Below are 21,732 nucleotides of genomic sequence, written 5' to 3' on the forward strand. Positions count from 1 at the left end.
TAGACGCGAAGATGCATCGGGGTCCGCAATCGGATATCGGCCTTGCTCATTTCCTCCATCGCGCCGATAACGGCGCCCCCCGCGTTGTTGACCACAGAGATTCGGCTCTGAATCAAAGAGTGATTGCGATATTTCAGAATGTGAAGCCGGTGAAGGGGGCAAAATCCTGACTGAGAGGGCCGCGAAAATATGGCATATAACCGATTGTGGCTCAACTGTTCCCTGCTCCTCGCTGGGCAAGTGCCTCCAAGATGGAATTCGTTAACTCGAGCAGCGAGGCGTGATAGTCGGCAGACAGCGGGACGTCATCCATCATCGCCATTGAGTCCTCGACGCCCGCCCGAAATGATTTTCGGATCTCTGCGCTTTGCGCTTGCGTAAGGTGCAGAAACGTTGCGTCCAGGAACTTACCCAAGACCATGGCGCGTGCGGAAAGGACTGCCGCAGCTTTGGTGTGTTTGGCAATAAGTGCGCTCATCGAATCGAGCAACTCAGTTGTCTTGTCCAATTTCCGCCTCGCTCAGAAGGCTTGCCAGTCGGAATCTGCGGCTTCGACGGCGGCGATGTTTCCGCCGCTAACGTTCGGCCGCCCGGTCTTCGTTCTCGCCGGCGCCGTTCGGGGCTGCAATAGAGGCTTTGCGACCGGGGGGACGGTTCCGCCTCGTCGCGCCGGCACATGAGAGCCAGCATGTTCCGCTTCACTGACTTTGAACACCGAAACCACGTCTTTGAGATTGTTCGCCTGCTGTTCCAGCGACTGCGACGCGGCAGCAGCCTGTTCGACCAGCGCCGCATTTTGCTGCGTTACTTCGTCCATCTGGTTGACTGCAACGGCAATCTGCTCAACGCCGTTCTTTTGTTCCCCTGACGCAGCAGCAATTTCGCCGACGATATCGGAAACCTGCTTGATGGCCTGCTTCACATGGCCCATGGTGGTGCCCACATCCACCGCCTGTCGGGCGCCGTCATGGATTGTCGCAACCGATGATTCAATCAGATTCTTGATCTCTTTTGCTGCGGCAGATGACCTTTGAGCCAGGCTGCGAACCTCGCTTGCGACGACTGCGAATCCTCGACCTTGCTCGCCCGCCCGGGCCGCCTCCACGGCCGCGTTGAGGGCAAGGATGTTAGTCTGGAACGCGATGCCTTCAATTACTCCCGTAATTTCAGAAATTTTTCCGGAGCTATCGCTCATCATCTCGATGGTCTTAACCATCGCTTGAACTGCCTCGTTCCCTGAATCGGTCATGTCTGTGGCGCTAGTCGCAAGCGTATTGGCGTGGCGAGCGTTGTCGGCGTTCTGTTTTACTGTCTCCGTCAGTTGCGTCATGCTCGATGCAGTTTGCTCGAGCGAGGCGGCCTGCTCTTCGGTGCGAGCGGACAAATCGGTGTTGCCGCTGGCGATCTCTTGCGAGGCGATGGAGACGGCGCCCGCAGATTGTCGGACCGACGCAATCACTTCCGCCACTCGGGCCAGCAGCTCATTAAACGCTGTAGCTGTATGGCCGATTTCGTCCATACGGTGTACTGGGGCTTTGCGTGTAAGGTCGAGGGTTTCCTTCGATTCTTCCAGAGCAGACCGAATGCCGGTGAGGCTTTGTCGAATTCCGCGCTGTAGCAGAACGGCCATGGTCCCCGAGAGCAATGCGGCGAGCGATATGACGGTGACCAAAGTCCAAAATGATCTGGTATAAGAAGCCGCATTGTCAGCACGTAAGTCTGCGCCTGCTTTGGCTTTAAACGCAGCATGCGTTTCAAGCGATGTCTGCAGGGCTATGCTTGCAGTGCGTAGAGATCCACCTTCCTCCTGCATCGCCAATGCCTCTTGGGTATTGTTCGCCTCGCACACTTCTATGAATTTGCGCTGTGCTTCCGCAAATGCCACGAGGTTTGTCTTGTCTAGTTCGAGAAGTTTTCTGTCGGCTTCGTCAGCGATGCCATTCTCTTCATACTGACCTAGAACTCGTCTGATTTTTTCGTTGTTCGACGACATTTGCTGCTCGGTCTCAGCTCTTATGGACGGATCCGTGTGTGTCAGGTAGCGGTAGGCCCGGATGCGACTTGAGAAGACTAGCTCATCGCCGGTGGTCAGATCTGCGATGGTCCGTGTGACATTGTCCTGAAAATATTCGAATCTGTGCTGCGCGCCGCTGAGTTGCCAGGTCCCATAAGACCCGATAAAAACCATGGACAGCACCGCTATTGCCAATGTAATCGCGATGCGTTTAGAGATTGTTATGTTCATGTTGTACCACTCGCTAGGTGTGTGGTCAGGCGAACCTCCAACCGGAGAAAAGCGTAACGAAGTACCTTGGGAGGCGTGACACCTCTATCCTTCGGTTGGAGAAAAAAACCTGGTCAAAAAACCTCTGTTGACCTTCCTCGTCCAGGGTGCTGAGCACGGCGGCCGTCTTTACATCAATAAGTCTCGAGCGCCGGCGGACCATACTGTCCTTCGTGAGAGTTAGTGCGTTTCGGCCTCGCCCGATTTCCGTCACGTTCACAATGCTTTGGTGGGCGGGTGGCCCGCATGATCCCGTACGGCGGCATTTCTGCGCCGGAGACGCGTCGCAAATCGCTTCGTTAGAAAGAGGGTAGTACGCAGGGAAAGCCTGACAACGTTCGTGCGAGATGCCGTGCGTCGGTTTGACGCCGGGATGCCGAGTGTCGATGTCGTCGCAGCGGGGCCTCTGCTGCTTGTCCCATATTTGGTTGACTGAACGGCAATGCGGAAGCGATTGATCGGCGCGGGCAATGCAAGCGACACATCGTCGATGAAGACGCGTCTAACTTGGCGGGAACTACGAAAGGTGCGGTTTCTCCGGGCCTTTGGAGAGCGCGTCAAGTCCCGCAAACGTGGCGGGATTGATACCTGCTTCGCAGCAAAGCAAAACTTCCGCGTGCAACTCGATGCGTACGCCCGGCTCGGACGAAGCGATTCTGTCATCAGAGGATAAGCAGATTCTCCTCTCTCGCAAGCTTGTGGCTTTGAAAGAACAGTTGAATCAATCTTATCTTTGCGAATCCATATGATCCATCAATCCGAATTTATGTTCGTGTACAACTGCTACTAATTTGTGCCGCCTTGATGCGTCAACAAATCCATGCAAGCATCTCGACTTGTTCAGAATTGACGTGAGTGCGACTGTGCGCCGATGGGTACGCACCCGCCTGCCATACGAAGGCAGTTGTCGGGCAGGGCATCCGAAATGCGCTGGCTAGAAGCTTGTTGAACGCTCCCGACACAGGGGACAGTCGGGGCGATGTATGTAGCAGAGAAGGTCCGCAATGCTGCCTACGACCTCGGCATTGAGCATGCGCAAAGCCATCGCGGGCGTGTGACAGCGAGTATCGGTATGGTTACCTCGCGAAATCGAACCTTTGAGGAAAGTACTGCTCTGCTTGATATGGCCGACTCAACGCTATACAGGGCGAAGTCGGCGGGTCGCAACAGAGTTTGTGAAGCAGAGCGCGTGTAGCTCATCCTCCGGATTGGTTAAGGCGCCATAATCCTGTTTGACGGGTCATTGTCGCCTCGCCGTACTGGTTTTCCGACTGCAACGCTGTTGGGCGAGCTACGCAGGAGGCGACGACATTGCCATTGGCGGCTACCGCGCGGTCCCGGCCACTAGGCCGAGGCGCGAGCATATAGCCATTCGCACCCCCCACCCGTATTGAAAACACACTTCAAGGTAACGATGGAAACCTGCTACTTTTGCGATAAGCCCTTCGACGGCGTCAAGGTGAAACGTCATGATGAGCACATCATCCCCAACGCAATCGGAGGCAAGCTCAAGTCATCGGAGTTTTTATGCGAATGCTGCGGCGGAAAGCTATCCGTTTCAATCGATTCATCATTCAATGAGCATCTACAGGTCTTTTCGGTTTTGCACGGGGTCTCGCGTGACAGAGGTGAGTCGAAGAAGGCTGCCGTAGAGGTGATCTCCCGCGTCACGCCAATGGGCGGTAAGAAATCGGTGACTTTCTCATTGAATAGCGATTTCACCATCACACCAGACCGTCCCATCTATTTTGTCGACGAGGACGAGCGACTGGCTACAATCTGCTGCTCAATTCATAAGCAGGCGCAGACCTTCATGCAAAACGCGGAAATCGGAAAACTACGCGATGACGGGTACAGGGTCGTTGTCGCAAGTGATATGGCGCAATTTGTTGTCCAATCGGCATTGAGGGTCGACCTCGAAAGCATCGAAGTATTGCGGGGGCTGGCGAAGATTGCCATTGAATACGCGCTGCATTGCGGGGTTTCTATCAAGGACCTTGTCGACTTCAGAGACCGGTTTATCAAGTCGTGCGATGACACGGAGTTGCTCGGAGCGGTCACGCAATATTATCCGACAACCGACGAGGAAAAGCTTTATGAGACGGGTAAATACCATCACGAGGATTGGTATCCCAATCACCAGCTCTTCCTGTTTTCAAGGGGAAGAGACCTCTATTGCTACGTAGAGTTGTTCGGCGCAATCCAGAAATACGTTCACCTGTCGTCCACGTATTCTGGAAATCCAGGTGTCGAGAAGTACTTGCAAAAGATAACTAGCTGGAATTTCGATCCCGCAGCCTGGCAAGGTGGGCCGAAAGACCTCCATATTATGGCTGGCCAGCTTGACGTACCTTTCGAGGGCCGAACGCTGGAACAAGTTAAGAAGGAGGTGCTTCACATGGCACAGAGCCGGCCTTACGAATTGGATTCAGATGCTCAGTTGGAAAAGGTCGAGGCGCTGGTACACACGCTGATTACCTACGCGATCTCCGACATTAAGGGCTTCGACGCAGTGGATGAGATGTTGCGAAAAGCTGCCGAAGCGAAATCTGGCTTGGGGTTCATGTTGGTGGATCGTCTAAAGCAAGATCGATTGCACGCCATGAAGTGGATCCACAAGGACTTTTCGTCGTTCCGTATCCGGTCGGGGGCCGATTCATGCCCAGCAGTCGCAGCGACCATGTCGCCGGAGAACCTTCAGCACTATGCAGCCTTCAGGCTGTATGAGACGCTATGCAGCATCGGTCGAGAGAATCAGATCGATTTTCTTTTGGAAAATTCGTGACTCATGCGTCGGTTGGGCGCCGGCGTATGCTTGCGGCGATAATGAAGCGCACGCTCCAGCACGGGTACCCGTCTAGCAGCAGCGAGAAACGGAGGCCTACGTTGCCAGAGCGTCCTGGCGGATCCGACTCGCAGCGAAACTAGCGTCAGCACGCTCTTTTTGGCTCAATGTCATCACCGTGCGCGGCACCAAGGTCCAGGATACGGGAGATGTCCCGTGCGAAATCCTCTGCGCTTGAAATCCACTCCGGCGAGCCTACCCGGCTGTCGGACGGATTTCGCTTGCCCTGTGCCCTTCGGATTGCGGCGAGACTTTGAGACAGGGCCTGGGCCTCGAGGTAAAGAGGATGTCCCGTTCCAAATGTAGTGTTTGTCATTTCTCTGATGTCGGCGATTGTCGGGAAAACTTTAGGGAAAAAAATGCCTACGAAAATGGGTGTTTTGCATCTTAAATTTACACGCTGAGGTGTCCACTCATCTTCGCGTTGGGGCTTCCAGCGATTCGCTCACCAGTGTCGCAGGTCTGGCACTTGTCCCAATCGAGCGCGCGCTAGGTGAGCCAACGATGGAACCGGTCATCCGCGCCCATTCAGTCCGCTGCCTTGCGTCTACGAGCGGAACAATCTGTTCCCGTTGCCCTATCTATTCGACGGACATAGGACTGCATACGATTCTCTTGGGTGGCGCGCATGCACGGGATATGGCAATGCTTGCAACTAAAACCTGCCAGGTGACTATAAATGTCGCGTGAGTCCGTGACGCTTCCACGGCGAATCGGTGGGAACCTTCGGTGCGACGCAGCTTGTGGTTGGGCCCACGCTTCCATTGATGTGGCTTATAGCGCTGCATAAGCCAGGGAGCGTCGACTTCCCCTCTGCTGTAAGCGACAATCGGTTGCACCAAAAGAGGACGATTGTCGAGCAGGGTGAACCTGGCATTGTCGACACAACGCGTGAAGGTCTAGTGGTTTGTCGGCTTGCGACCTGCGCGGTACGCTTTTAGCCTGAAGTGACCACCTGCGAGTCTGGATTGAAAAACTAGGGACACTCGAAGCGACCATTGCCTATGCAGATGGTAATGCCAAGCGCGAAGCGAAACGAGCCGTTCACACCCTCTTGAGCCTCAGCACAATAGTCAGGACATAAGTATGAACCCTTATCCGGAAACGACGATGTGGGCCGGCAACGTGCGGCGTCTTTCATTTGCGCAGCAAATCGAAGCGACGGTTGCAGCTGGGTTTGACACGCTCACAGTGACTCCCCTGCAATACACGCAGGCCCTAGCCGCAGGTATGTCGAGCGCAGACCTTTTGGCAATGGCGTCGGATTCGGGCATAAAACTGACACAGTTGGACCCGCTGGCTCGATGGTCGGAGAGATGGCAACCACAAAACATTGATCCGGCTATCTTTTCTATCGGGTACTTTGCTTTCGCAGTCGAGGATTTTCTCAGCATCGCACGCGCTTTGCGGCTTGAGTCGATTACTGCCATATCGATAGCTCCTCCCGAAGTAACCTCGGTTGAGCAACTCACCGAGGACTTCGCAAGGCTCTGCGATTTGGCAGCCGACGACGGTATTCGCTGCGACCTCGAGTTCATTCCCCTCGATTGGAGTATTCCAGACCTCGATACCGCTTGGAGGATCGTGCGGGACGCCGATAGGTCCAATAGCGGGATTGCATTCGATGTGTGGCACTTTTGCAGAAGTGGATCGTCTCTCGAGACGCTTCGAACGATTCCTGGAAACAAAATCTCGTACGTGCAATTGTGCGATGGTAGCGCGCGCGTGCCCGCGCACCGTTCGCTCTTCCAGGATTGTCTCGAGGATAGGAGACTTCCTGGAGAAGGCGATCTGCCAGTCCATGACATCCTTGCCGTATTAAAAGATATCAATGGTCTGAGCCGGGTCGGGCCTGAGATCTTTTCGCGGAAGTTCGATTCAATGTCTGCGAAAGATATTGGTCGTGCATGCGGTCAGTCTTTGGCGACGACACTCGAGCAGTTGGGAGTTACTCGCGGCTAACACACCACAAATACCGCACCCTTTGTTCCGGGCCAGCACCAAAAATATAGAGAAGCCTGCTGTGCTTTACGCAAAATGGGCGATAAGTTTGCATAGAATCATGCATTGTGGAATGAACAAAGTCAGGGACATCGGGCGATTCTCCCTGGTAACTGTTTTGACCGTACTCCTGGGCTGGGTGCCTCCACCTTGCGCTGAGTCGCGTCGATCGGGCGAGGAATAAGCTAATGGTTAGGCCCCGTTTTGCCGCAACCGATTCGGCTCATGACACTGCGAAGTCGGCGTGTAGTTCGGAGGGCGAGGAGTTGCCAGCGATCGCCGACGATTCGGGCAGAACCGTTCCATGGATGACCCGAACGCTGCATCGACTCTATGACATCGAAGCGCGAAAAATTTTCGGCCCGGAAAATTTGCCCATCGCCCATTGGTACTACTTGCGGGTGCTGGCTCAGCGCGGCGAACTGAATCAGCTCGAACTAAGCAAACGAGTGGGAATCGCGTCGACAACTGCTGTACCCGCTCTGGACAGCATGGAAAAGCGCGGCTTGCTCAAGAGGACTCGCGATCCTATGGACCGGCGTAAGTATTACGTCAGCCTCACTGACGATGGCAGGCGTTTGGTCGATAAATTGATGCCGGAAATTATCCGCATTGTGTCCGACTCGTTTGACGGGGTGAAACCTGACGACATGCTCACCTTCTGGGGTGTTTTGCATCGGATCGCGCATAACCTCACGGGGAAGTCTGACGAGGATACGATTGTGGACTAGCTCGCTCGGGCGCCTGTCGGTCTTTGCCCGTAAATGACTCGGCATAGAAGACCATGGGTCCATCGAAAGTGCAAGTACACCGGTCAGGAGGCGAACATGGGAAGGCAGCGGGGCTGCTGAATAGCTACCCGACGCTAAGGTATCCGTCAGATGTCGGACAGGCGGCTGTGACTCAGAACCAGCCTACGTACTGGCATCCGTTCATGCATCGGTCAGAATACTGCGCCGCTTGCGATGCATTGCACGTTCCGCCCCGCCGCCGCACGTCCTCATTCGTCAGCTTTACCGAGACCACTCCAAACGACCTTGACGGCCCTGCGGAAGGCATTCAATCGCGAAGCATCATCCTCACTCCAGCGAAGAAAAATAACCAGGCCTTGGCAACTGGACATGATCAACGCACCTCGCAATTCGCGTTCTTCCATCGTAAGCGATCCATCTTCGGCGTCTACCAACTGACGCTCTGAGCGAGGAGCATAGGTGTCCACCTAACATTGAGGTGGACACCTATGGCTGACAATAATCCTGAGTTGAGAGTCGTGTTCCAGAGCCGCGATGGGCGCAGGCGCTACGACGAAAAAGGAAAGCGCGCGCTCATCGAGGCAGCCTTGCAGCCCGGCGTATCCGTTGCCCGTGTTGCGCAGGAGCACGGCTTAACGCAAATCTGCTGCGCAAGTGGATCACCAAGTACCTGATGGCGCGCGAGAAGGCACTCACGCAGGCGCCGCAGGATAGCGGCGCCGACGAACCGCATGGACTGAGTGCTGGGCAAGTCATCGACAGTGTACCGGTTGAGATTGTCAATTCGCAGAGGCACCCGGTGACAGAGCAACCTCCCGGCGCCTTTGTGCCGGTCATGCCGGCGCCGTTGCCAATGGCACCAGCGTTGGCGATGACGCTCTCGTTACACGTGCGCCTGTCCAACGGCGTTGAGTTCGACCTCGGCAAGGCAAGCATTGATGAGTTGACCACCGTCGTACAGATGCTGGGGAGGCTGCCATGTTCCGGTTCGACGTAAGCCTGAAAGTTTACCTCCACCGCGATCCGGTTGATTTCCGCTACGGCATGAACAGTCTCTCGATCCTCGTCGAGCAGGCCAATGCGACTCAATCCAATGGACTCCTCTCTTTACATCTTCGGGAACCGGCGTCGCGACCGCATCAAGATCCTCGGCCTGGGATGGCAGCGGGTTCTGGCTTATGACGAAGCGACTTGAGGCAGAGCACTTCATCTGGCCCGGCAACAAGACCGAAGTCGTGACCTTGACAACCGATCTGCTGCACGCGCTGCTCGACGGCGACGACATTACCACCATCCATCGCCATCCAAGGCGGGAATATCTGCGCGTGAGCTGAACGCGCGTCAGGCATGCTGGTCTAACCCGGCATGCCTGCCCAGATCACGATCTCCGCCGACGAACTCAATGCGTTACTCGCCATGCGGGAGGCGTACGCCACCCCTGGAGCGCGCGCATGAAGAAACCCGCAGCATGCTGCGTCTGATGACTGCGGAGCGCGACCTGGCCGAGGAACGGCTGCGTGCTTACCGGCGTGATCTGTTTGGGAGCAAAGAGGCGAAGCACGGGACTCCGAACAGTTTGGATTGGTTCAACGAGGCCGAAGCGCTTGGTGCGAATGCGACACCTGCCCAGGAAGAGACTCCCGGGACGAAGGTCGCGGAGCACACACGCAAAAAACGTGGTCACCGCAAGCCGCTTGATCCCAATCTGCCCCGTGAGATTCGCCGGCACGAACTTCCGGAAGCCGAGCGTTTCTGCAGCAACGACGGCCATGCGCTGGTGGAGTTCGGCGTTGAAATCAGCGAGCAGCTCGACGTGATTCCGGAACAGGTCCGCGTGATCCAGCATCAGCGGGTCAAGTATGCCTGCCCGTGCTGTGATCTGGGCATCAAGGTCACGCCGGCGCCGCTGCGCATCATCCCCGGGGGTTACTGACCGAATCGGCACTCGCGTGGATCGCGGCCGGCAAATACCAGTTCGGTATGCCGCTGTACCGCCAGGCTGGACTGCTGCGTCGCTTCGGCGGTGATATCTCATCCAACACGATCGCATCCAACACGATCGCAGCCAGCATGGTTCGCGTCGGCCTGGCGGCCCAACCAGTGATCAACCTGATGCGCGACGCGCTGCTTGATGCCGAGGTGATCCTGTGCGATGAGACGACCTTCCAGGTGCTCAAGGAGAAAGGACGAAAGCCACAGACGAAGAGCTATCTGTGGTCACAGATGACGGGCACGGGAATCCCGATCCGTTGCTTTACCTATACGCCGGGGCGTGGTGCGAAACTGGCCGACAAGTTGTTCACAGGTGTGCGGGAGGGCGCAGTACTGATGACAGATGGCTACGAGCCATACAACGGTATCGCCGAGCGATACAAGCTTGTGCATCTTGGCTGTGTTGTTCACGCGCGCCGTTACTTCGTCAAAGCAGAAGAAAACGTCCCCAAGGCTGCACGTACGCCAGATCTGCTCGCAACACGCTTCATCAAGCTGTTTGGCAAGTTGTTTGCCGCCGAGGCACGCAGTCAAACGTGGAGTGCTGACCGGCGTCTGCGCCTACGGCAGCGCTATAGTGCCCACGTACTCGCGGTCATCAAGGATCTCATGATCAAGCAGTCTCCTGGCGTGCTGCCGCAGAGTCTGCTTGGCAAGGCGCTGACATATCTGCGTGAGCAGTGGCCGAAGCTGGTTCGTTACATCGAAAACGGTGACTGGCCAATCTCAAACAACGCCTGTGAAAATTCCATTCGCCCCTTCTGCCTGGGACGCCGTGGCTGGCTCTTCTCGGATACCGTTGACGGCGCTAACGCGAGCGCCAATCTGTATTCTCTTGTTGAAACGGCGAAAGCCAATGGTATCGATCCGTACCGCTATCTGACCTGGCTGTTTGAACGGCTCCCCCTGGCAAAGACCGTTGATGATTACGACGCCTTGATGCCCTGGAAAATGCCACTCTCCCTGCGCTGATCCGCCGCCAAATCTACTTCACAAACACCACGCTCGTCCACTACTCAGAGGGACGGCGCTAATGGATCGCTTACCTTCCATCGACAGCTGCGGATTGATTTCACCGACGAGCTGTGCGAAAAGCCCGGTGAACTGCTTTTGTACATCCACAACGACATCGCGCGCGAACGATTCGTGCAGCGCCAAGCCCCAACTTTCGACTACACCTGCTGATAATCCAGGTTTGACAAAGTCTGCGAATGCATCGTCGATGATTGAGTCGAGCCGTGCCTGCGGGGAGCGATTCCTGTTTTCGGCGAACTTTCGAAAGCGTTCGAAGTACCGTTTTGCAATCTCCGCGATTGTGGCGCGCAACAGCGCTTCACGAGTCGAAAAATAGTGCTGTAGCGTGCTCAGACGAATGCCTGCATCGTTGGCCACCCGGTTGATCGTGTATCCCGCGTAACCCACTGCAACCAGCACATCAATCGAAACATCGATGATCTCGGGCACCCGGCTTTCCCGATTGCCGCGACGCCTGACAGACGCTGCGGTCTGCGGATCAAATATCGCTGTGGAACTGAGGGTCAGTTTCTTCACTTGCACTCCGTTTTGAGGCGCTGACTGTCTCGCTGTTCAGCATAAAGTTGGCGTCCGGCGGCGGCCGTGGGGGCGCGCTTACGCGGTGGCGCAACAATCAAGGTTGCAATTCTGCGTCTGCCGGACATCCCGCTGACAGCTGGGCGGGTGCTGCGGCGGCATCCGGATGTATGTAGCGTAATAGGTTGACCGGACGATATAAAGTATAGGTTGCGTAACCTGTTTTTCATAGCCATTCGTGTCGGAAATGGATGATGTAAAAGGGTTTTACCGGCTATATCGTTTACCCTATATCTTCAAATTAGATGGTTGACTTATAGGTTGTCTAACCTATATTTACTGATAGGCAATCGATGAAACGTTGCGATGTGGCGGGAAATCGTGGCACCGCAGTCAGAGGAGAGCGAGATGGGTTCCGGTGAGAAGTGCTTGCGGCGGCTGGTCGGTAAGTGGTTTGGCCCTTCTGGGATGATGACCATACGTGTAGTCGAGTTCAGCCGCACACCAACGGATCGAAGGCGCTACGTGCGCATCGGCGAGGCGCGGATTGATGGAACTTTGACCATCGTGTTCTTCCGTCACGATGACGGTTCGTGGAACGTGTTTCCCGCAAAGAGGAGCACGCCGGCGATGCACGCTTACCAGCTTGCGGCGTAAGCGATGGGGCGATAGGCAGGTGATCTGAGGAGAAAGCTATGAACATCCTGAAACTGGCGGGGGATGCTGGAATGCTCGTCGTACTGGACGGCAGAATCGGTTGCACCGAGTACCGAAGCGTCCATGGGACCCTCGATGCATTTCACCGTTTTGTTCAGGCGTTGGAATCGGCATTGACGAATGTTGAAGAGTCCGATGGGTCTCAGTGTCAGTCCAACGTGCGCGCATAGCGTTGACGGCATCTTCCAGAGCAGGGTGAGGCGGCCGCAAATCTCATGGCCGCTTCAGACGGAAGACGCGCCCGAATTGACGCTCGATTCTTCGTCCGCCCCGGGGAAGCCGGTAACCGGTGCGGGCGTCGAATGCCGCTGTAGTATCCGTATCAACCGCGCTTCGCAGATCGATGCAAAGCCAGAGGCATAGATGACGCGTGCACCGAATTGCTATCGAGCGGTCGCGGGCCGTGCATCGGGCTTTTCGCGGACGATTACGCCGTACCAACCCAGGCCGCGATAGCTCTCATAGCCGGGTGTTACCGCAAACGAGACCATGCGCCCGTCTAGAGCCTGGTAAAAGCCACTCTTCTTACCGTTAGTCTCGATTTTGAGATGTTCACCTAGCGTGGCTTTGTCATCTGATGTTGCGATGACTCGGAAGGCCGAATCGACGATCATGCAGCGGGTTCGTTTCCATTCTTCGTCGGTCAGGCGCACTCCCTTCACTATTGAGGAGGCTTGCGGTCCCCAGTCGAAGAATATTAGCAACGCTCCCAGTGCATGACCGTTCGCATCTCCATTCGCTCGAATTGCCGTTGCATAGGTCGCGACCGGGGCACCCCTTAACATGGCCAGTGCCTCGACGTCTGCTGCGACGTAGTCGTCGCCATTTCGTGTTTTCATGGCGGACTTAAAGCTAGCCATCTCTGCGACGCTCTTGCCTACTACTCCGTATGTATCTGGGCGACCGTTGGCCACCACGGTGCCTTTCGCATCTACGATCCATAGATCCCGATAAACGGTATAGCTACCGAGAATTACCGAGAGTCTTTGCGACGCATAGCGCTGAACTGATGCCTCCGGATTCGCAACGCAATCGACGATCGCCGAGTCCGTTGCCCACCAGCGGACATCACACGAGCGTTCGTATAGGTTACGGTCAATGACGTCAATCATATTCAACGCAAGATCCGCGTATCGCTGACCTTCGTGCGAGCGAAGTCGCTCAATCATGCTATCTCCAAGGTCGGTCAACTTGGACAGCGACCCCGCCAACTCCTTGTTCAATATTCCAGTTATTTCGGAGATGCGGTTGGAGACATGCTTCACCTGATTGGCGACTACCGCGAATCCCTTGCCCGCATCGCCCGCACGCGCCGCTTCAATCAATGCGTTGAGGGCCAGGAAGGTCGTTTCCCGGTTGATGTCGTTAATGTCCGATATCTTGCCAATGGCAAGCTTTTTCACTTGATATGTGAGATCAACTATCTCTTGTGGATCCGACATGGATGCCCCGTCTAGGTTGCTTGTGCCTGCGAATAAGTAAGCTTTGATCCGGACGGCAGGCCCCGTCACCTTGGTGACCAACACGCAAAGGTCCTCAGGTGGCGCAACGATGGTGGAGAGCCAATTGTCTACGGACCAACTCAACGTCATGGCCTCAAAATTCGTTCATGCCGGTCGGATTTCTGCCGTACGGCGAAAACACGTGGGGCGTGCGTTCCGAACCAGACTGTCTGTGCGAGCTCGCGACATACGTCTAGCAGCTGCAGGCCCAACGCGGACATATGAAAAAATGTGCCGGAGTAATTCATATCAGCAGACGTATGCGTATTGTATCAGCGGCATTTGGCCTACAACGCGAAATGTCAAAATTCCCGGAAAAAACAACGCTGAATGCCGTGCGCAGAGAATGGGGCCACCCGACAGCGGCTGCATTGCGCTTGAAATTTCCTGGTGTTCAACGCATGTCGGAGCCAGCAGATACTTGACGAAGGTGGTCACGAGGCGAGCCCTTCCTAAGAACACCGAACGTAGAACAAGTTCTCGTTGCGACTATCACCCCATAGACGCAACGAACATTCTCAAGCGCGCACTCTATTGGTTCGGCGGTGCGAAGTTGGCTTGCTCATGGTGCAACTTAACTAGGCAAGTATCGATATGCATTCCAAACGTGTCGGAGGAGAAATGACACGGCGAGGAATTCAATTTGTTGAATCTCCCAGATGGTCTGGCAGCGCTTCCTGGCCCGATGAGACGAGTGTATTCGCGTCGCCTGGGTCCGTGATTGAAAACGCAAACCATACATTTTCGATGTTTGTTGCTGCTTGATTGGCATGACAGTTGCTCTATGTGCCCCGGCTCAGTCAATGCAAGGCCGACAAGCACGTCGGCTCAGAAGTCAGCAATCAAGAGGAGATCTCATGAAACTAATTACCGCGATCATCAAGCCGTTCAAGCTGGAAGACGCTCGCGCTGCTTTGTCGGCTGCTGGTGTCTCCGGAATTACGGTGACGGAAGTTAAAGGATTTGGCCGTCAGAAAGGGCACACAGAGTTGTATCGCGGAGCTGAATACGTCGTCGATTTCTTGCCGAAGGTGAAGATCGAGGTTGCGGTCTCGGACGACATCGCCGACGAGGCAATCGAGGCGCTCGAACGGGCGGCACGCACCAGCAAGATCGGCGACGGCAAGATCTTCGTGACGTCAATTGAGCAGGTGATCCGGATTCGTACCGGAGAAACCGACGCTGCAGCGTTGTAAGACTAAAGATAGAAACACAAATAGCGATAAGAGGAACCAAAGATGCGTAAATTATTGATGTCCCTTCTAATGGCCGGATCGCTGCTCGCGGGCGGTGTCAGCGTTGCCGTCGCCGATGACGCCTCAGCCCCTGCGGCCGTCTCAGCAGCCGCACCGGCCGCCGATGCTGCGCCGGGAACGGCGGTAAGTGCTTCTGCTCCCGCAACAGCTTCTGTGGCGGCATCTGATGCTGCCGCGCCGGCAGCCCCGACAGCGCCGTTCTCGGTCGATTCGTCGAAGATCAATTCGGGCGACACCGCTTGGATGCTGACTTCCGCTGCGCTCGTGCTGTTCATGACGATTCCGGGTCTGGCGCTGTTCTACGGCGGTATGGTGCGCAAGAAGAACGTGCTTGCCACGCTGATGCAGAGCTTCGCGATCACCTGCGTCGTCACGATTGTTTGGACAGTCATAGGCTATAGCTTGGCATTCACCCCCGGCGGTTCGTTCATTGGTGGCTTCTCGCGAATCCTCATGATGGGCATGAACTACATCAAGGGCGACAAGGCCACGACGCTGACCGTCAGCCATCTGGCTCCGACGATTCCGGAGTCAGTTTTCTTCGTCTATCAGATGACGTTCGCGATCATTACCCCGGCACTCATCACGGGCGCATTTGCCGACCGTATGAAGTTCTCGGCGATGCTGGTGTTCATGACGCTGTGGTCAATCATCGTCTACTCGCCGATTGCTCACATGGTCTGGGAACCTACCGGCTGGCTCGCTAGCGCGGGTATCCTCGACTTCGCCGGCGGCACGGTGGTACACATCAATGCCGGCGTTGCTGGGCTTGTCTGTTGTCTGATGCTCGGCAAACGGGTTGGTTATGGCGATGAAGCAATGCCGCCGCACAATCTGATCCTCACGTTGATTGGTGGCGCCATGTTGTGGGTAGGCTGGTTCGGCTTCAACGCGGGTTCGGCAGTGGCGGCAGACGGTCGCGCCGGCTTTGCGATGTTCGCAACCCAAGTGGCGACTGCTGCAGCCGCACTCGCGTGGATGTTCGCTGAATGGGCGACCAAGGGTAAGCCGTCGGTACTCGGTATCGTGTCGGGCGCTGTGGCAGGTCTGGTGGCGATTACACCGGCTTCGGGCTTCGTCGGTACGGCAGGTTCGCTGGTGATTGGTATTGTGGCTGGCGTGGTTTGTTTCTGGTCGGCAACGTGGCTTAAGCACAAGCTCGGCTACGACGATTCGCTCGACGCGTTTGGCGTGCACTGCGTCGGCGGTATCGTGGGCGCGCTCCTGACCGGTGTGTTCGCGGTCAAGGACATCGGCGGCGCGGACGGCAGCGTCATCCTGCAAGCCAAGGGCGTGCTGACAACGTTGATTTACAGCGGCGCCGTTAGCTTCGTCTTGCTAAAGGTCATCGACATGGTGATGGGTATCCGTGTGACCGAAGACGAAGAACGCGAAGGTTTGGATGTGGTGCTCCACGGCGAAGCTGTCGAGTGACAGCCTCGTAGCGTCCAGAAAGAAAGTAATTGATGTAGGCGATGGGCGGTCCTTAAGTCGGACAGGCTTCAAAGATGGTCCATCGCCATTCCTACGCAGAAGCACTTTTTCGAGTCCGAACACTTTCGCGCGGAAAGTGATTGGGTGTTGCAGAGGTGGCTAGTTCGAATTGCTCTACGCGCGGATGAGCTCTCTACGGCAGCGGCGCAAGCATAATGGTCAGCACTTCGCCCAACGTAGCAATTGCAATGGCTAAATAGACCGGATTGGTACTGAGAAACTTGTGCAGATCAACTTCGGACTTGAACCTAAGCCAGACACCGAAAAATCCCAACGACAGTATCAAACCGGCGACGAGGCTGGATCCTAGCAGGATCTCCAGCCACTTCTCATGACCCGATGCGTTCGCATTCCACGAGAATGCCGCCAGACAAATGAGCTGACAGCTCAACGTCGTCAATACTCCAGGATGATACTGACGGAATTTGTACATGGATGAACGCGACCCCTGTGACGTTTGTCCGCATGGTTTTCGAACCGACCCGACGCCCCTGCTCGAGTCGTCACTAGCGGACTTTCCGCACTCACTCGATGTTACGGCGTTTTCCGACCGAACTTGTCAATCTGCACGCATGGGCGATTTTTCGCTTGAAATCGACAGGCGAATTGAGAGGGAAATCTTGCTGCTTTTTTATGCTTACGTGGCTAACTATACCAGCCCGAAACGCTTACGTGAGCCTATCGTTTTTCGACGCGCTTAACTTGCAGCTTTGAGGCAACGCACCGGAATCGGCGTGAAGCCGGACAACATTCCGACGTGCGCGGCGGATTAACTCTTCAGGCTGCAACACTATCTCGCTGCGCTGCCCGCTGCCAATCGATATCCGCGCACAGGATTTTCAGCTCACCGCGAATAACTGCGGCAATTGAAAGAGTGACGCAAAAGTGCGCGCCATTGATTGAAAGATAGGGCTTGGTAATCTGGACCACCCCCGGATGTTCGACCGCGTTCTTAAAATATGGCCGCCGTTCCCAGCATGCTCCGCGTGGGTCAATCAAACCGAGCGATGGGCCGGGTGAGGACGCGCCCGAACCGTTCGCGCTTACGTCGCCGCCTATCTGTTCGCCTTGGGCGTTCAGTATGAAACACCGTACCGCTCCGTCGAGTAGCAAAAGGTCCTTGCAGGTAGACGAAATTTCTGCGCCTTCATTAGAACGGTCGGCTGCCGATTGAAGCGCGGTTGCGTAGGCTGCCAGCAGGACGGCCTGCTCGTTGCTTTTTTCCTCAGCGTGCTTTCGATAAGACTGCCAAAGGTTGTCTATCACCATTCGGGATTCGGTTCTGTCCACGCCGCCCGGTGCCGGACGGGCGAAAAAGAATCCTTGTGCGAAGTCTGCATCGCACTCCATCGCGAGGAGCGCCTCCTGAAGCGTCTCCACGCCTTCGACTAATACCAACGCGCCAGCTTCATGAAGAAGGGATATCAATCTAGGAAGTAGGCGTGCAACGTGTGCGAATCGAGCCGCCTGCTCTATCACCCTGCGGTCCAACTTGACAATGTCGGGCTGAAGTTGCCAAACCCGATCGATATTTGAGTGACCGGCTCCAAAATCGTCTAGAGCGATCAGGAAACCCCTTTGTCGAAAGGACGCAATGCCTTCAATCAGCCTCTGCAAATTGCCATTTGGTGTCTCAAGCACTTCGAGAACAATGCGCTCAGGCGGCAGGTGAAGATGTCTCAGGCTATCTTCAACCAGATGACGGTAAGTATCGGAGACGATAAACCCGTCAGGGCGAGTGTTGAGGAAAAGCCATTCGTGGGCTGTCGCGACCCGCGTGAAGTTTGACGCGTGCATCAACTGAACGCCGCGTTCAAGGTTATTCCAACGACCAATGGAGGAGGAGCGTTCGAATACCTCCAGCGGAGACACGATATTGCCGGAACCGTCGCGCGCGCGGAGAAGAGCCTCATACCCGATCGATCGGCGGTGAGAAAGGCTGAAAATAGGTTGGAAAGCGCTTGTGAGTGTTAACTCGCCGAAATGTGCGAAGGAGTGGTCCGAGGATTTGCAACCCCCAGGAAATTCCAGCAGATTGGTAGATGTCAATTTGATCATCTCTGTAGCGACGTCTCACGCAGAGCAGTTATGCGCGGCGCCGGAGTAATGAGCCCTTCTTTGCGCGAGCAATTTCCTAAACTCGCCGGTAGAGAGGTCTTGTCGTCGGATGCAAAGAGCGGCTGGTCTGGCCGTCCATGTGTTGAAAAAATACCAAACAAAAAAGCAGGACCATGATTCGCGTAAGTGCTCGCTACGCCTTCATTCTTCGATAATGATGCAGTGGTCTAAAGCGTCCTGGCCAGCAGCCCTCGGCGTGGCATTTTCATAGTACCCGACTTTTCTTCAAATCAAAAATCAACTAGTTTTTCATCTACGAGAAATGCGCCAGGGTTGACTCCTTGTCTGAAGAACTTTTGTCGCAACCTTATGCATAACCCAAAACCGAAGTTAGCGACTAACTGACGACACGCCCATGGCTGGCCGCGCAACGTCTGGCGGAAATACGCGCCACTTGCCGTCGTCGTGGAGGAAGAAATATAGCGCTAATGGACCTGTGGGGCGCAGCGCCTCTACGCAAACATAGCGCAAGCGGTTCGACGACATGCGACCGAATCGCGCCACTCGAGCTGGCATTGTCGAAGAGGGGGATAGCCATTTTTCGACCATCAAACGCAATGAGTTATTCATCGTGTACATCAGATTCTCCACCTTATTCCTTTAAAAACGACCCGTCGCGGTCCATCATTCGTTGCGACAAGTCGTGCTTTGAGGAACTTGGGTGGTTCCCTTCATGCATTCTGTATGGTGCAGCGCTATGACGCGACTCTTCTGGTCCGGTTCGAATCGCTGACGGGAAAGCGAATCGCGGTCGATATGCAGCGCCACGTCTGAGGACTGCGGCGCTGGCGACGGAGTATAAAAAAAGCGATCCGGCAATCGATGGAGTTAGCGGATCCTTCCCTCAGTACGCAGCTGTTTGCCGATTCTTGCAATTCCAGCTTCGCCGCTGCTGAGGGCTTCCTTCGATGTGTGTACGGAGTAGTAGCCCAACACGAGATCATGCGGATGCGGTATGGCTGACGCAACGATGAAATCAACGTCATCCTCCGCGACAAACTCCAGCGGCTCCTCTGATGCGGTAAACGCGGCAAACTCGTTTCGAAGGCGCGTGCCGGAGGCGACGAGAGTGCCGTTGTTGACGTGTGCCCAAGCGACGGTGTGCCCGACTGGTGGCTTGTAGGACCACTGTTGTCCTGCATACAAGCGGACATGCAGCAGGTTTATGCCCGGCGGAGCGCCTATTTCACTGCGGCTATCGCCGTATTGTCCCAGCACAATACGTGCGGGCCCGACATTCGGAACGCCTTCTGCCGGCAGGTATTGGCTGCAAGGTGGGCCATTTTCGAGGTTGTGGGGCAAGGCCACCCAAATCTGATAGCCCCTAAATCGCTCCCGCCCGCTAGGGCCCCCTTCGTGCCAGACACCGTTGCCCGCGCTCATCCATTCGACACTACCGGCGGAAAGCGTCCCTGATGCCCCCGTCGTGTCTTCATATCGCAAATTTCCCGATAGAAGCACAGTAATTGTCGCGATGCCCGAATGGGGGTGAATCGGAAACAGCGAGTCGTCGTTGGGCACTATGTCGAAATAGTCCAGGAACACGAATGGCTTGATGAGTGCGCCAATGTCCGACGGGCTGACAATCCGCGTAACAGGACCGTGTCGACGTCCTGTTGTGCGTGTCACAACGTTACGCGATACCGACGTGGGTGTATCGACGTTCAACTCGCCTCTTGAGATAGCCCGCTCGGCGGCCGAGCGCGTCATTTGGGAAGGGGTAACGGGTGCCTCTAGGACGTCGTTCGCAGGATGTTCCATGGATAATTCGTTCGGAAGATGGTATCGGCCCAAGGATAGACGCTTGGCTTAATCGCGGGAAGCCTATATCTTTTGATGGTTACCATCGTTGGGAGCAATAGATGCTCAAGGGCATATCCTTGGACCAACTAAGGACTTTTATCTCTGCTGCGGATGAGGGAAGTTTCTCCGCTGCCGGGCGCAAGCTCGGACGGGCTCAATCTGTCGTCAGCCAGACACTCGCCGATCTGGAAGCACAAGTCAATGTGCAGTTATTTGACAGAAGCAACCGTTATCCGCGACTGACAGAGCAGGGCTCCGCACTTCTCGCCGAAGCTCGGATGGTCGTCACTGCCATGGATAGCTTCACGGCGAAGGCACGTTCCATAGCGGAAGGTCTGGAGCCGGAGCTTTCAGTCGTCGTAGATGTTATGTATCCGATGGCGTCACTTACAGTCGCTGTCGGGGCGTTTCGGGAGGCCTTCCCGGATACTCCCCTAAGATTGTACGTGGAAGCGCTTGGTGCAGTAGTGCAGTCAGTTATAGATCGCGTTTGTAGATTTGGAATCATTGGATCTATGCCTGACATACCGGATACGGTCAATGCCGAAAAGTTGCTCGACGTGCCGCTGACGACCGTAACTGGCCCGACGCACCCATTGGCCTCAAAGACAGGCGTTATTCGTATGAGCGAGCTTGAACAGCATGTGCAGCTAGTTCTGACGGATCGCTCGAAACTGACAGATAGCAAAGAGTTCGGAGTGTACTCACCACTGACCTGGCGGCTGGCTGACCTCGGAGCGAAGCACGCATTTCTCCGAGCAGGATTCGGGTGGGGGCACATGCCGCTTGCAATGGTGCAGGCCGATCTCGATTCCGGTGAGTTGGTGCAGATTCGAGTCGAGAATCTTCAACCACATGCTCCGTTACTAGCGATGTTCGCTGTATATCCGAAGGACGCACCGCCTGGGCCCGCCGGTCGTTGGTTCCTGGATCGGCTTAAGCAGTGCAACTCCGAATAGCGCGGACCGGGGCTCTCGGCGAAGAAAGTGATCGCAAGCTTGATTACTTGCCTCGATAAATATTGCCGGGTTAAGCATTCGTGAATGAATTTAGGAAGCCGATATAAAAAAAGGCCCCGTCCATGAATGGGACGGGGCCACACTAAGCTCGCATCCCTTGGAGAGTTGCGTTGCCAACATTAGCAAGTCAAATCTAGTCCATCAAGGCAAAAAATATTCGCGTTACCAGGTGCGATCGTATTTTTGCGCTTTCCCCGTGGCTCTCTTTAAGACTACTTGTACGAAGAAATTCAGAATTCGGGTCGGACAGGTAGTCCCACAATTGAACTCCACGCTCGACTTTTCTCAGTCAATTCCTCCAGCTCAAGTCTCGCTTGATTAGGTTTGCGGCCTACGCGCGACGTGAACTCAGCGGGGCTCCTCCCGAGTTGCCATGTCATTGCGCGCTATCAAACACC

The 21,732-nt window shown here is 55.5% G+C and carries 21 protein-coding genes and 2 pseudogenes; 15 read left to right on the forward strand and 8 right to left on the reverse strand.

Annotation, left to right across the window (positions count from 1 at the left end; all coding sequences use genetic code 11):
• Positions 1 to 211: 211 nt before the first annotated feature.
• Positions 212 to 508: a hypothetical protein gene (locus AYM40_RS21130; RefSeq protein WP_236721045.1), complete on the reverse strand. Its 297-nt coding sequence runs from the start codon at positions 506 to 508 to the stop codon at positions 212 to 214.
• A gap of 12 nt (positions 509 to 520) precedes the next feature.
• Entirely contained in the window at positions 521 to 2,245 is a 1,725-nt protein-coding gene (locus tag AYM40_RS21135) for a methyl-accepting chemotaxis protein (protein ID WP_063498251.1), read from the reverse strand.
• 1,015 nt (positions 2,246 to 3,260) lie between these two features.
• Between AYM40_RS21135 and AYM40_RS38775 the strand changes: the two are divergent.
• The 9 genes and pseudogenes from AYM40_RS38775 to tnpC all read left to right on the forward strand — a co-directional run.
• Positions 3,261 to 3,479: pseudogene (locus AYM40_RS38775) on the forward strand (diguanylate cyclase); the annotation flags it as partial.
• Between the two features lie 219 nt (positions 3,480 to 3,698).
• On the forward strand, positions 3,699 to 5,069 hold the full coding sequence (locus tag AYM40_RS21140) for an HNH endonuclease (protein WP_063498252.1): 1,371 nt from the start codon (positions 3,699 to 3,701) through the stop codon (positions 5,067 to 5,069).
• 1,146 nt (positions 5,070 to 6,215) lie between these two features.
• Complete coding sequence (locus tag AYM40_RS21145) at positions 6,216 to 7,091, forward strand: sugar phosphate isomerase/epimerase family protein (protein ID WP_063498253.1); 876 nt, start codon at positions 6,216 to 6,218, stop codon at positions 7,089 to 7,091.
• A gap of 305 nt (positions 7,092 to 7,396) precedes the next feature.
• Complete coding sequence (locus tag AYM40_RS21150) at positions 7,397 to 7,861, forward strand: MarR family winged helix-turn-helix transcriptional regulator (protein ID WP_236721046.1); 465 nt, start codon at positions 7,397 to 7,399, stop codon at positions 7,859 to 7,861.
• 167 nt (positions 7,862 to 8,028) lie between these two features.
• Positions 8,029 to 8,328 (forward strand): hypothetical protein, encoded by a 300-nt coding sequence (locus AYM40_RS41450; protein WP_158515300.1) that lies wholly within the window; start codon positions 8,029 to 8,031, stop codon positions 8,326 to 8,328.
• A gap of 42 nt (positions 8,329 to 8,370) precedes the next feature.
• The gene (locus tag AYM40_RS43745) at positions 8,371 to 8,556 is read left to right on the forward strand and encodes a transposase (protein WP_420488498.1); all 186 of its coding nucleotides are present in this window, start codon (positions 8,371 to 8,373) and stop codon (positions 8,554 to 8,556) included.
• Positions 8,556 to 8,879: a hypothetical protein gene (locus AYM40_RS43750; RefSeq protein ID WP_420488499.1), complete on the forward strand. Its 324-nt coding sequence runs from the start codon at positions 8,556 to 8,558 to the stop codon at positions 8,877 to 8,879. The genes AYM40_RS43745 and AYM40_RS43750 overlap by 1 nt, the downstream gene beginning before the upstream one ends.
• Positions 8,880 to 8,970: 91 nt before the next feature.
• Positions 8,971 to 9,216 carry a transposase gene (tnpB, locus tag AYM40_RS43280; protein ID WP_256390505.1) on the forward strand — a complete coding sequence of 82 codons (246 nt, stop codon included), beginning with the start codon at positions 8,971 to 8,973 and terminating at the stop codon, positions 9,214 to 9,216.
• Positions 9,217 to 9,298: 82 nt separating this feature from the next.
• Positions 9,299 to 10,846 (forward strand): annotated as a pseudogene (gene tnpC / locus AYM40_RS21165) (IS66 family transposase).
• A gap of 18 nt (positions 10,847 to 10,864) precedes the next feature.
• On the opposite strand, the gene AYM40_RS21170 reads toward tnpC, so the two are convergent.
• Complete coding sequence (locus tag AYM40_RS21170; protein ID WP_082855214.1) at positions 10,865 to 11,425, reverse strand: TetR/AcrR family transcriptional regulator; 561 nt, start codon at positions 11,423 to 11,425, stop codon at positions 10,865 to 10,867.
• A gap of 408 nt (positions 11,426 to 11,833) precedes the next feature.
• On the opposite strand from AYM40_RS21170, the gene AYM40_RS21175 reads away from it, so the two are divergent.
• The gene (locus AYM40_RS21175; protein ID WP_063500595.1) at positions 11,834 to 12,082 is read left to right on the forward strand and encodes a hypothetical protein; all 249 of its coding nucleotides are present in this window, start codon (positions 11,834 to 11,836) and stop codon (positions 12,080 to 12,082) included.
• Between the two features lie 38 nt (positions 12,083 to 12,120).
• The gene (locus tag AYM40_RS21180) at positions 12,121 to 12,312 is read left to right on the forward strand and encodes a hypothetical protein (protein ID WP_063498254.1); all 192 of its coding nucleotides are present in this window, start codon (positions 12,121 to 12,123) and stop codon (positions 12,310 to 12,312) included.
• A gap of 213 nt (positions 12,313 to 12,525) precedes the next feature.
• Here the strand turns inward: AYM40_RS21180 and AYM40_RS21185 are convergent, their stop codons facing one another.
• Entirely contained in the window at positions 12,526 to 13,584 is a 1,059-nt protein-coding gene (locus AYM40_RS21185) for a methyl-accepting chemotaxis protein (protein ID WP_063500596.1), read from the reverse strand.
• Between the two features lie 281 nt (positions 13,585 to 13,865).
• On the opposite strand from AYM40_RS21185, the gene AYM40_RS40450 reads away from it, so the two are divergent.
• Positions 13,866 to 14,069 carry a hypothetical protein gene (locus AYM40_RS40450; RefSeq protein ID WP_148662268.1) on the forward strand — a complete coding sequence of 68 codons (204 nt, stop codon included), beginning with the start codon at positions 13,866 to 13,868 and terminating at the stop codon, positions 14,067 to 14,069.
• A gap of 432 nt (positions 14,070 to 14,501) precedes the next feature.
• A complete protein-coding gene (locus AYM40_RS21190) occupies positions 14,502 to 14,840 on the forward strand; it encodes a P-II family nitrogen regulator (protein ID WP_063498255.1) in 339 nt (112 codons plus the stop codon).
• A gap of 2 nt (positions 14,841 to 14,842) precedes the next feature.
• Here AYM40_RS21190 and AYM40_RS42575 read toward each other — a convergent pair whose 3' ends face one another.
• The gene (locus tag AYM40_RS42575; RefSeq protein WP_236721141.1) at positions 14,843 to 15,175 is read right to left on the reverse strand and encodes a hypothetical protein; all 333 of its coding nucleotides are present in this window, start codon (positions 15,173 to 15,175) and stop codon (positions 14,843 to 14,845) included.
• On the opposite strand from AYM40_RS42575, the gene AYM40_RS21195 reads away from it, so the two are divergent.
• Complete coding sequence (locus AYM40_RS21195) at positions 15,144 to 16,334, forward strand: ammonium transporter (protein ID WP_269465780.1); 1,191 nt, start codon at positions 15,144 to 15,146, stop codon at positions 16,332 to 16,334. The genes AYM40_RS42575 and AYM40_RS21195 overlap by 32 nt on opposite strands.
• Positions 16,335 to 16,527: 193 nt before the next feature.
• Here AYM40_RS21195 and AYM40_RS21200 read toward each other — a convergent pair whose 3' ends face one another.
• The 3 genes from AYM40_RS21200 to AYM40_RS21210 all read right to left on the reverse strand — a co-directional run bounded on the left by AYM40_RS21200 (position 16,528) and on the right by AYM40_RS21210 (position 20,273).
• Positions 16,528 to 16,827 (reverse strand): hypothetical protein, encoded by a 300-nt coding sequence (locus AYM40_RS21200; protein WP_082855215.1) that lies wholly within the window; start codon positions 16,825 to 16,827, stop codon positions 16,528 to 16,530.
• A 344-nt stretch (positions 16,828 to 17,171) separates the two neighbouring features.
• On the reverse strand, positions 17,172 to 18,452 hold the full coding sequence (locus AYM40_RS21205) for an EAL domain-containing protein (protein WP_082855216.1): 1,281 nt from the start codon (positions 18,450 to 18,452) through the stop codon (positions 17,172 to 17,174).
• A gap of 888 nt (positions 18,453 to 19,340) precedes the next feature.
• A complete protein-coding gene (locus AYM40_RS21210; protein WP_236721047.1) occupies positions 19,341 to 20,273 on the reverse strand; it encodes a pirin family protein in 933 nt (310 codons plus the stop codon).
• Between the two features lie 101 nt (positions 20,274 to 20,374).
• Here AYM40_RS21210 and AYM40_RS21215 point away from each other — a divergent pair, with 101 nt between their 5' ends.
• Positions 20,375 to 21,274, forward strand: a complete 900-nt coding sequence (locus AYM40_RS21215) for a LysR family transcriptional regulator (protein ID WP_063498258.1) — start codon at positions 20,375 to 20,377, stop codon at positions 21,272 to 21,274.
• Positions 21,275 to 21,732 lie beyond the last annotated feature (458 nt).

The sequence above is a fragment of the Paraburkholderia phytofirmans OLGA172 genome, from assembly GCF_001634365.1.
Classification (GTDB): Bacteria; Pseudomonadota; Gammaproteobacteria; order Burkholderiales; family Burkholderiaceae; genus Paraburkholderia.

Excerpts from the sequence above, each read along its gene's own strand:
- AYM40_RS21135 (WP_063498251.1), bottom strand. The coding sequence starts at position 2,245 with ATGAACATAACAATCTCTAAACGCATCGCGATTACATTGGCAATAGCG.
- AYM40_RS21140 (WP_063498252.1), top strand. The coding sequence starts at position 3,699 with ATGGAAACCTGCTACTTTTGCGATAAGCCCTTCGACGGCGTCAAGGTG.
- AYM40_RS21145 (WP_063498253.1), top strand. The coding sequence starts at position 6,216 with ATGAACCCTTATCCGGAAACGACGATGTGGGCCGGCAACGTGCGGCGT.
- AYM40_RS43745 (WP_420488498.1), top strand. The coding sequence starts at position 8,371 with ATGGCTGACAATAATCCTGAGTTGAGAGTCGTGTTCCAGAGCCGCGAT.
- AYM40_RS43750 (WP_420488499.1), top strand. The coding sequence starts at position 8,556 with ATGGCGCGCGAGAAGGCACTCACGCAGGCGCCGCAGGATAGCGGCGCC.
- AYM40_RS21175 (WP_063500595.1), top strand. The coding sequence starts at position 11,834 with ATGGGTTCCGGTGAGAAGTGCTTGCGGCGGCTGGTCGGTAAGTGGTTT.
- AYM40_RS21180 (WP_063498254.1), top strand. The coding sequence starts at position 12,121 with ATGAACATCCTGAAACTGGCGGGGGATGCTGGAATGCTCGTCGTACTG.
- AYM40_RS21185 (WP_063500596.1), bottom strand. The coding sequence starts at position 13,584 with ATGTCGGATCCACAAGAGATAGTTGATCTCACATATCAAGTGAAAAAG.
- AYM40_RS40450 (WP_148662268.1), top strand. The coding sequence starts at position 13,866 with ATGAAAAAATGTGCCGGAGTAATTCATATCAGCAGACGTATGCGTATT.
- AYM40_RS21190 (WP_063498255.1), top strand. The coding sequence starts at position 14,502 with ATGAAACTAATTACCGCGATCATCAAGCCGTTCAAGCTGGAAGACGCT.
- AYM40_RS21195 (WP_269465780.1), top strand. The coding sequence starts at position 15,144 with ATGCTGACTTCCGCTGCGCTCGTGCTGTTCATGACGATTCCGGGTCTG.
- AYM40_RS42575 (WP_236721141.1), bottom strand. The coding sequence starts at position 15,175 with ATGAACAGCACGAGCGCAGCGGAAGTCAGCATCCAAGCGGTGTCGCCC.
- AYM40_RS21200 (WP_082855215.1), bottom strand. The coding sequence starts at position 16,827 with ATGTACAAATTCCGTCAGTATCATCCTGGAGTATTGACGACGTTGAGC.
- AYM40_RS21205 (WP_082855216.1), bottom strand. The coding sequence starts at position 18,452 with ATGATCAAATTGACATCTACCAATCTGCTGGAATTTCCTGGGGGTTGC.
- AYM40_RS21210 (WP_236721047.1), bottom strand. The coding sequence starts at position 20,273 with ATGGAACATCCTGCGAACGACGTCCTAGAGGCACCCGTTACCCCTTCC.
- AYM40_RS21215 (WP_063498258.1), top strand. The coding sequence starts at position 20,375 with ATGCTCAAGGGCATATCCTTGGACCAACTAAGGACTTTTATCTCTGCT.